The following is a 9432-nucleotide window of genomic DNA, read 5'->3' on the forward strand; positions in this document are numbered from 1 at the left end:
TGTAGGGTTGAGCGAAGCGAAAACCATCGACCGACAGCCATGAAAAAGCCCCGCAATCGCGGGGCTTCTCTTTAATTGCACCAGCTCAGATATGCGGCGCGTCGTCCGGACGGCTGTGCTTCCAGGTTTCATGGCCCGGCAGCAGCAGGTTGAGGGCGATGGCGACTATGGCGCAGAGGGCGATGCCCTTCAGGCCGAAGTCGTCCTGGCCGGTGCCGCTGCCCACCAGCATGCCGCCGATGCCGAACACCAGGGTCACCGAGACGATCACCAGGTTGCGTGCTTCGGCCAGGTCGATCTTGTGGCGGATCATGGTGTTCATGCCCACCGCGGCGATGGAGCCGAACAGCAGGCAGAGGATGCCGCCCATGACCGGCACCGGGATGCTCTGCAGGATGGCGCCGAACTTGCCGATGAAGGCCAGGCCGATGGCGAAGACCGCCGCCCAGGTCATGATCTTCGGGTTGTAGTTCTTGGTCAGCATCACCGCGCCGGTCACTTCGGCGTAGGTGGTGTTCGGCGGGCCACCGAACAGGCCGGCGGCCGAGGTGGCCAGGCCGTCGCCCAGCAGGGTGCGGTGCAGGCCGGGCTTCTTCAGGTAGTCACGACCGGTCACGCTGCCGACCGCGATCACCCCGCCGATGTGCTCGATGGCCGGCGCCAGCGCCACGGGCACGATGAACAGGATGGCCTGCCAGTTGAATTCGGGAGCGACGAAGTTGGGCAGCTCGAGCCAGGGGGCGGCGGCGATCTTCGCGGTGTCCACCACGCCGAACCAGAAAGACAGGGCGAAGCCCACCAGCACGCCGGAGATGATTGGCACCAGGCGGAAGATGCCCTTGCCGAACACCGCGACGATCAGGGTAGTCAGCAGTGCCGGCATGGAGATCCACATGGCGGTCGCGTAGGGGATCAGTTCGGTGCCGTCACCGGCCTTGCCCATGGCCATGTTGGCGGCGATGGGGGCCATGGCCAGGCCGATGGAGATGATCACCGGGCCGATCACTACCGGCGGCAGCAGGCGGTCGATGAAGCCGGTGCCCTTGATCTTCACCGCCAGGCCCAGAAAGGTGTAGACGAAACCGGCCGCCACCACGCCGCCCATGGTCGCGGCCAGGCCGAACTGGCCCTTGGCGAGGATGATCGGGGTGATGAAGGCGAAGCTGGAGGCCAGGAAAACCGGCACCTGGCGGCCGGTGACCAGTTGGAAGAGGAGGGTACCCATGCCTGCAGTGAAGAGCGCCACGTTGGGGTCCAACCCGGTGATCAACGGCATCAGCACCAGGGCGCCGAAGGCCACGAAGAGCATCTGGGCGCCGGATATCACCTGGCGCCAGAGCGGGTCCTTGAAGTCGTCGCTCATCAATCAGTTTTCCTTCTGCTTGGTGCCGAAGATCTTGTCGCCGGCATCGCCAAGGCCCGGAATGATGTAACCGTGTTCGTTGAGCTTCTGGTCGATGGACGCGGTGAAGATCATCACGTCCGGATGGGCGTTGTTGACCACCTTGATGCCCTCGGGCGCGGCCACCAGCACCATGGCGCGGATTTCCTTGCAGCCGGCGCGCTTGAGCAGGTCGATGGTGGCGACCATGGAACCGCCGGTGGCCAGCATCGGATCGATGATCAGCGCCAGGCGTTCGTCGATCTCCGGAGCCAGCTTCTCCAGGTAGGTGTGGGCTTCGAGGGTTTCTTCGTTGCGGGCGACACCCACGGCGCTGACTTTGGCGCCCGGGATCAGGCTGAGCACGCCGTCGAGCATGCCGATGCCGGCGCGCAGGATCGGCACCACGGTGATCTTCTTGCCGGCGATCTTCTCCACCTGCACGGTGCCGGCCCAGCCCTGGATCTCGTAGCTTTCCAGGGGCAGGTCGTTGGTCGCTTCGTAAGTCAGCAGGGCGCCGACTTCCTGTGCCAGTTCGCGGAAGTTCTTGGTGCTGATGTCGGCGCGGCGCATCAGGCCGAGCTTGTGGCGGATCAGCGGATGGCGGATCTCACGGATGGGCATGGGAGGGTTCTCCGGCGGGCTGGCAAAAAAATTGCGTTAGCTTAATCCATTGGCTACAGGCTGTGCTGCACTGACTGGGCGGTCTCCACGGCGATGTCGCGGGGAATAAAGGAACTGTCCGTCAGCGGCACACCTGCTGCAGTATGGTCGACGCTCATCCGTCGGGACTTGCTCCGAGGCAGTCGGATGAGTACCTTTGCCGACTTTTATCTTGACGCCCCGTTCAAGTTTCCCTGCGGGAGCCCTGTGCGGCTCCCGTCGAACCCAGAGGAATTGCCATGTCCGCCGATCTCGCACACATCCGCCAGGTGATGGCCGAAGCCGACTGCCTGTACACCGAAGCCCAGGTCGAGGCGGCCATTTCCCAGGTCGCCGACGCCATCAACGGCGAACTGGCTGAGCGCAACCCGGTGGTCTTCTGCGTGATGAACGGCGGCCTGATCTTCGCTGGCAAGCTACTGCCCAAGCTGGGCTTCCCGCTGGAGCTGTCTTACCTGCACGCCACCCGCTACCGCAACGAAACCAGCGGCGGCGAGCTGTTCTGGAAGGCCAAGCCGGAGATCTCCTTCATCGATCGCGACGTGCTGATCATCGATGACATCCTCGACGAGGGGCACACCCTGGCGGCCATCATCGACTTCTGCAAGCACGCCGGCGCCGCCCATGTGCACACCGCCGTGCTGATCGACAAGACCCACGACCGCAAGGCGCGCCCTGATCTGAAGGCCGACTACGTGGGCCTGGACTGCGAAGACCGCTACATCTTCGGCTACGGCATGGACTACAAGGGCTACTGGCGCAACGCCGCCGGCATCTTCGCGGTCAAGGGGCTCTGAACCATGGGCACGCCGCGTTTCCTCGATCAGGCCCTGTTCGCTGAACTGGCCGGCAAGGCCGCGGCGAGCCCGCGCAAGCGCCAGCACCACAACTTCCATGAGATGGAAGAGCCCTGCCACCGCCTGGCGGTGGGGCTGCAGCCCGAGACCTACATCCCGCCGCATCGTCACCTGTCCGCCGACAAGGCGGAGGGTCTGCTGGTACTCAAGGGCCGCCTGGGCCTGCTGATTTTCAGCGACAGCGGCGAGGTTACCGACAAGCGCGAGCTGGTCGCCGGCGGCGACTGTGTCGGCGTCGACCTGCCGCCGGGCCTGTTCCACGCCCTGGTGGTGCTGGAGCCGGACAGCATCCTGTTCGAATGCAAGGCCGGTCCCTATCGTCCGCTGGGCGAGGGCGAACATCCCGCCTGGGCGCCCCGCGAAGGGGAAGAGGGCGTTGCCGCTTACCTGGCCTGGATGACGTCGCTGTTCAACTGAGGCGCTTCCGGCTCCAGCCAGCGCAAGGCCTTGGCGCGAGCCTGCTCCAGGGTCTTCACGTAAGCCAGCCGGCCTGTTTCTCGGTGCACGCCGGCGCGGCGCAGTTTCAGTCGCACGCGTGGTGAAGTGCCCACCAGCACCAGGCCGATGCCCTGGCGGCTGTAGTCGTGCAGCAGGTTCTCCAGGGCCGCCAGCGCCGTCATGTCCAGCAGCGGAACGGCGCTCATCTCCACGATCACCACCTTCACTTCCGGGTTGAAGCGGCGCAGCACGCTGAGGGCCTTCTCCGCTGCACCGAAGAACAGCGGCCCGCGGATGGCATAGGCGAGCACCTGCTCGGGCAGCTCGCGCAGCGCCTCGTGGAAGTGTTGTGGCAGGGGGGCGGTGTCAGTGAGGTCGCTCATGCGCTTGATGAAGAGTCCAGCGGCCAGCAGCAGGCCGACGCCCACTGCCAGCACCATATCGAAGAGCACGGTCAGCACCAGGCACACCAGCAGCACCACGACATCGTTGCGCGGCGCGATACGCAGGGTGTGGGCCACATGCCGTGCTTCGCTCATGTTCCAGGCCACCATCAGCAACAGCGCCGCCAGGGCGGCCATCGGCAAATAACTGAACAGCGGCGCCAGGAGCAGCATCGCCAGCAGCACGACGCCAGCATGGACGATGGCGGCGACCGGCGAGCTTGCCCCGGCGCGCACGTTGGCGGCGCTGCGGGCGATGGCGGCCGTTGCAGTAATGCCGCCGAACAGTGGCGCCACCAGGTTGCCCAGGCCCTGGCCGAGCAATTCGGCATTGGGATCGTGGCGGGTGCCGGCCATGCCGTCGGCCACCACGGCGCACAGCAGCGACTCGATGGCGCCGAGCATGGCGATGGCGAAAGCCGGCGCCAGCAGCTGGCGGACCAGCTCGAAGGTCAGCCCCAGGGGCTGGCCATCCGGGCCGGGCAGTTGCCAGGGCCAGGCGAAGCTCGGCAGGAAGGGCGGGATGCCGGGGTGGCTGACGCCGTCCACCACATAGCTGAAGCGCTCGCCCAGGGTGGCCACGGGAATCTGCAGCGCTTCCAGCAGCAGGCCGAGCAGGGCGCCCAGGGCCAGGGCCACCAGATGCCCCGGGACCTTGGGCACCAGGCGCGGCCAGACCAGCAGCACCGCCAGGCAGGTGGCGGCCACCAGGGCATCACCCAGGTGCGCCGTAGGCAACGACCCGGCCAGCAGGCGCAGTTGCTCCACATAGTTCTGCGGCGCTTCGGCCAGTTGCAGGCCGAGCAGGTCCTTGACTTGCAGGGTGGCGATGACGATGCCGATGCCGGCGGTGAAGCCCAGGGTGACCGGATAGGGGATGAACTGGATCAGCCGGCCCAGGCGCGCCAGGCCCATGATGATCAGGATCAACCCGGCCATCAGGGTGCAGAGCAGCAATCCGCCCAGGCCGAACTGCTGGGTGATGGGCAGCAGAATGACCACGAAGGCCGCCGTGGGGCCGGATACGTTGAAGCGCGAGCCGCCGGTGAGGGCGATCAGCGGCGCCGCCATCAGCACCGTGTACAGGCCGTGCTGCGGCGCCACGCCTACCGCAATGGCCAGCGCCATCGCCAGGGGGATGGCGATGATACCGATCGTCAGCCCGGCCGCCAGGTCGCCACGCAGCGCGGCCAGGGTGTAGCCCTCGCGCCAGGTTTGGCGCAGGGCTGCGAAGAGGGGAGGCAGGTATCCGGACATGGTCACTCCGTTGGCAGAAGCTCCGAGTATAGGGGCTGGCGGCGCGGCGAGATGCCGACCTGAGTCGAATGCCCGTGTCCGAAAAGCCCGTGCTAGAGTGGTGCGCCTGTCTGACTCCGGAGTTGCCGATGCCCGTTTCCCTGCGTCTCGGGGCCTGCCTGGCCCTGTCGTTGAGCCTGCCCCTGGGGGCTGCCGAGCTGGCGCCGATGCACGCCCAGTTCCTGCCGCCGGACGACCTCTCCCTGCGCCAGGAAACGCCCGAACAGCAGCAACTGATCCAGATCAGCGAGTACTCGGTGGTGCTCGGCAGCCAGCGCCAGTCCAACCAGCAGCCGATTCCCATCACCTCGCCCACCGTGCTGCGCCTGAAGGGCAAGCCGTTGAGCAAAGGCGCCGACGTGCGCCAGGTGGTGATCCAGTTCGACGCCGAAGGCAAGAGCCTGAAGAAGCCGAGCTACGACACCGAAAAACGCATCCTGCAGCTGAACTACCCGCTGGCGCAGTACGCCGCGGTGCTCGACTTGCTGCGCAACGGGCCGGTCTATTGCCAGTTCCTCAGTTATTCCAACGGCCATGTCTGGGCCGACCTGCACAGCGGCGCGGTGCGCCTGCGTTGAGCCCGAAGGCCGGCCGGGGGTAAACTGCCCGCCCCGTGATACCCGGCCTGAGAGATGTGAGCGATGCGTAAAGACAAGAAGCAGGTGATTGGCGAAGAGATCACCGATGACTCGATCAAGCTGTTCCTCGCGGTAGAGCCGGCCGATTCCACGCCGCCGTCGCTGCACAAGCTGATCAAAGCCTACCGCGGCTTGCGCATCGACGACTTCGAGCGCTTCGTCGGCTTCTTCGTCGAGGCCGGCTACGACCTGAACGCCAAGGACGAGCAGGGTAACGACTTCATCGCCCTGATCCAGGACCAGCGCCAGGCCGAGCCCTATATCGAAGTGATCAAGGCAGCCCGCGGCTGATCGCCTCCAGTTGGTGAAGAAGCCCGCCATCGAGCGGGCTTTTTTGTGGGCGAGAAAGCCCTCGCAGCCGCAAGGATGGGCACTCCCGTAGGGTGGATATCGCTTTTCATATCCACCAGCTCAGCCGGGCCTGAGCACGATTGGTGGATCGATGAAGTACGACAGACTTGCACCGCCCATTCTCTATGTCGAGGACGAGGAGCCATAAAAAAACCGCCCCGAAGGGCGGTTCTTTCATTCAGCGCGACCCTCAGGCGATGCTCTGGGTCGCAGTGCCGACGCTGGTCAGTCCCAGGCGCTCATCGGAGCGGGCGCTGATTTCGCGATACAGGGCCGCATCGCTTTCCAGCACCTTCTCACGGGCCGGGAAGATTTCCTTCAGCTTGGCCGTCCACTGCTCGGAGCGGGCCTGCTCGGCGAAGCAGCGCTCGATCAGGTTGAGCATGATGGAAACGGTTACCGAAGCGCCCGGGGACGCGCCAAGAAGGGCTGCAATGCTGCCGTCGGTGGAGGAGACCAGCTCGGTGCCGAACTGCAGGATGCCGCCTTTCTTGTTGTCCTTCTTGATGATCTGCACGCGCTGCCCGGCCACTTCCAGGCGCCAGTCGGCCGGGTTCAGGTCCGGGTAGAACTTGCGCAGGGCGTCCAGGCGCTGGTCCTGGGACTGCATCACTTCCTTGATCAGGTAGCGGGTCAGGTCCAGGTTGTCGCGGGCCACGGAAAGCATCGGCAGCAGGTTGCTCGGGCGCACCGAGAGCGGCAGGTCCATGAAGGAGCCGTGCTTGAGGAACTTGGTGGTGAAGCCGGCGTAGGGCCCGAACAGCAGGGACTTCTTGCCGTCGACCACGCGGGTGTCCAGGTGCGGTACGGACATCGGCGGGGCGCCGACTTCGGCCTGGCTATAGACCTTGGCCTGGTGCTGCTTGACCACTTCGGGATTGTCGCAGCGCAGCCACTGACCGCTCACCGGGAAGCCGCCGAAGCCCTTGCCTTCCTCGATGCCAGAGAGTTGCAGCAGCGGCAGCGCGCCGCCGCCGGCGCCGAGGAACACGAAGCGCGCGGACACCTCGCGGTTGGCGCCGGTCTCGGTGTTCTTGATGCTGACTTTCCAGCCCTTGTCGCTGCGGCTGAGGTCGGTGACCTTCTGGAAGTAGCTGACGCGGGTGCCCGAGAGGCTGGCGAGGTACTGCAGCAGCTGGTTGGTGACCGCGCCGAAGTTGACGTCGGTGCCGTTCATGGCGCGGGTCGCGGCGATTTTCTCGGCCGGATCGCGGCCTTTCATCATCAGCGGCGTCCATTTGGCCATGGTGGCGCGGTCTTCGGTGTATTCCATCTCGCTGAAGGCATGGTGCTGGCGGAGCAGCTCATGGCGCTTCTTGAGGAAGGCGACGTCCTTCTCACCGCGCACGAAGGAGAGGTGCGGGACCGGATTGATGAAATTCCTGGGCGAGCCGAAGGCGCTCTTGCCGCTCATGTAGGCCCAGAACTGCTTGGAGACCTCGAACTGGGCATTGATGTTCACGGCCTTCTTGATGTCGATGGAGCCATCAGCCGCCTGGGGCGTGTAGTTCAGCTCGCAGAGGCCTGCGTGGCCGGTACCCGCGTTGTTCCAGGGGTTGGAGCTCTCGATGGCCCCGGATTCGCGAAGTTCCGCGATCTCCAGCTTGATGCCTGGATCGAGCTCTTTAAGCAGTACCGCCAGCGTAGCGCTCATGATGCCGGCCCCGACCAGCAACACGTCCACTGCTTGGTTATCGTCTTGCGCCATTTGCTCGCCACTCTCTCGTGAAGTAGTGAAAAACCGTCTTCTCACGCTCTTTTGGAGACGTGAACCTCAAAAGGATCGCCTACCCCCGGGCAGGCCGCTTCCGTCTGCGCGCGTGTTTACGCATGCGTCCCTGCAAAAGCGTTTGCAATTCGGGCGAAAGGATGCGGCGAGCCAACGAGTGGCAGCGCGAAAAGTGGACGGCTCTCTGTGGGGCTGTGCGGATGCCCAAGCGGGTGCGAGGAGCGGTGTTGCGAGGCCCGATCAGGAGACGACCTTATAATCGGGGGGCGATTATAACGATGAAATGGGGGGAATAGGGCGGTTGGTGTGACTTTTCTTCTTCCGCCGGTCAGGCTGCCAACGCCCTGCGGCGCGCAGGCTGTCCGACGACCGGCATGAGCCGGGCGCTGGCGGGGAGGGGTTGGCCGATCCAGGCCAGGCGGGTTTCATGCACTTCCACCCAGTGGCCGCTCGCTGGGCATCCGGCTGCTTGGTGCAGGCCACGGCAGATGCCGGCGGCATCCAGCAGGGCGAAGCAGCGGCGTTGCGGGCGGCGAGGAAACAGCGACCAGAGGGAAATCATCGGGATTGCTCCGTTGAGTGCAGCGCCTTTATCCCACGGGGGCGTGACAGGGGCATGACAGGAACCGCGTTCTTGCGCGGATGTCTGACATTGCATGCGGTGCTGGCGCTCTGTCAGTACCCATGCCGGCTGGTTATACTGCCGGCCGTTTTACCTTCATTCCTGGAGAGATCAAGCATGCTGAAACGCCCGTTGCTCGGCCTGCTGGCCGCCCTCAGCCTGACCCTCGTCGGCTGTGCCCTCAGCCCGCAACAACTCAGCCCGCAACCCAAACTCACCGGCCCGCTGACTCCGGTCGGCCAGGGCCAGCCCGTGGTAGTGCGTGTCGCCGACGGGCGTCCTTCGCCCGTACTCGGCACCCGCGGTGGCATCTACGCGGAAACCAGCGCCATCAGCGTGCAGAGCCAGGACCTCCTGCCGCGCCTGCAGGCCGAGGCCGAAGCGGCTGTGCGCCTGCTGGGCTTCACCCCGTCGCCCAACGCCTATAACGCGCCTCAGCTGACCCTGACCCTGGCCGACCTCAAGTATCAGTCGCCGAAGGAAGGCGTCTATGTGACCGAGGCCACTATCAGCGCCAGCTTCCGTGTCGACGTGCAGAACAGCACCCGCCGCTACAGTGGCAAGTACGGCGCCTCGCTGAACCAGCGCTTCGGTACCGCACCCAACCAGCAGACCAACACCAAGCTGGTGACCGATGTGCTGAGCGACGCCCTGACCCGCGCCTTCAAGGACCCGACCATCGGCCAGCTGCTGGCCCAGTAAGTCGTCCCCGCATGAAAAAGCCCGGCCTCGTGCCGGGCTTTTTCATTGGCTATGTCTGCGTTAAGTGTTGCTAACGAGTCTTGAGCCGAGCTGCTTATCGAGTGGGCTGCGAGTCTCTGTTTCGCCTCCCGGCGAGTCACTTCTTTCAAACGTCGGGATGCCGAACCACAAAGAAGTAACCAAGAACGCTTGCCCCTGCATCCGGCCCCGGCTTCGCCGGGGTTCCCTCGCGACATCATTGCTCCGGGCGCCCGGCGTGAGGGGCCATCCATGGCCCCGCACGCCTCTCGCGGCATCCATGCCGCTCGTCCC

At 65.2% G+C, this 9432-nt stretch carries 10 protein-coding genes; 5 read left to right on the top strand and 5 right to left on the bottom strand.

Features of this window, described 5'->3' with window-relative positions; translation table 11 throughout:
- Positions 1-85: 85 nt before the first annotated feature.
- Complete coding sequence (locus E8F11_RS01265) at positions 86-1363, bottom strand: uracil-xanthine permease family protein (RefSeq protein WP_280286990.1); 1278 nt, start codon at positions 1361-1363, stop codon at positions 86-88.
- A 3-nt stretch (positions 1364-1366) separates the two neighbouring features.
- Positions 1367-2005, bottom strand: a complete 639-nt coding sequence (gene upp / locus E8F11_RS01270) for a uracil phosphoribosyltransferase (protein ID WP_280286991.1) — start codon at positions 2003-2005, stop codon at positions 1367-1369.
- A 278-nt stretch (positions 2006-2283) separates the two neighbouring features.
- On the opposite strand from upp, the gene E8F11_RS01275 reads away from it, so the two are divergent.
- Both E8F11_RS01275 and E8F11_RS01280 read left to right on the top strand, forming a co-directional pair.
- A complete protein-coding gene (locus tag E8F11_RS01275; RefSeq protein WP_280286992.1) occupies positions 2284-2841 on the top strand; it encodes a hypoxanthine-guanine phosphoribosyltransferase in 558 nt (185 codons plus the stop codon).
- 3 nt (positions 2842-2844) lie between these two features.
- The gene (locus E8F11_RS01280) at positions 2845-3318 is read left to right on the top strand and encodes a WbuC family cupin fold metalloprotein (RefSeq protein ID WP_280286993.1); all 474 of its coding nucleotides are present in this window, start codon (positions 2845-2847) and stop codon (positions 3316-3318) included.
- Here E8F11_RS01280 and dauA read toward each other — a convergent pair.
- A complete protein-coding gene (dauA, locus tag E8F11_RS01285) occupies positions 3285-5039 on the bottom strand; it encodes a C4-dicarboxylic acid transporter DauA (protein ID WP_280286994.1) in 1755 nt (584 codons plus the stop codon). The genes E8F11_RS01280 and dauA overlap by 34 nt on opposite strands.
- 206 nt (positions 5040-5245) lie before the next feature.
- Between dauA and E8F11_RS01290 the strand changes: the two genes are divergently transcribed.
- Positions 5246-5656, top strand: coding sequence for a hypothetical protein (locus tag E8F11_RS01290; RefSeq protein WP_280286999.1), 411 nt, complete (start codon positions 5246-5248; stop codon positions 5654-5656).
- Positions 5657-5719: 63 nt separating this feature from the next.
- A complete protein-coding gene (locus E8F11_RS01295) occupies positions 5720-6007 on the top strand; it encodes a PA4642 family protein (RefSeq protein ID WP_280286995.1) in 288 nt (95 codons plus the stop codon).
- Between the two features lie 250 nt (positions 6008-6257).
- Here E8F11_RS01295 and mqo read toward each other — a convergent pair whose 3' ends face one another.
- Together mqo and E8F11_RS01305 are read right to left on the bottom strand one after the other, a co-directional pair.
- Complete coding sequence (gene mqo, locus E8F11_RS01300; protein WP_280286996.1) at positions 6258-7820, bottom strand: malate dehydrogenase (quinone); 1563 nt, start codon at positions 7818-7820, stop codon at positions 6258-6260.
- A gap of 304 nt (positions 7821-8124) precedes the next feature.
- On the bottom strand, positions 8125-8358 hold the full coding sequence (locus tag E8F11_RS01305) for a hypothetical protein (protein ID WP_280286997.1): 234 nt from the start codon (positions 8356-8358) through the stop codon (positions 8125-8127).
- 177 nt (positions 8359-8535) lie between these two features.
- Here E8F11_RS01305 and E8F11_RS01310 point away from each other — a divergent pair, with 177 nt between their 5' ends.
- Positions 8536-9120 (top strand): YajG family lipoprotein, encoded by a 585-nt coding sequence (locus tag E8F11_RS01310; protein ID WP_280286998.1) that lies wholly within the window; start codon positions 8536-8538, stop codon positions 9118-9120.
- Positions 9121-9432 lie beyond the last annotated feature (312 nt).

This window comes from Pseudomonas sp. BN417, assembly GCF_029871205.1.
Lineage (GTDB): Bacteria > Pseudomonadota > Gammaproteobacteria > Pseudomonadales > Pseudomonadaceae > Metapseudomonas.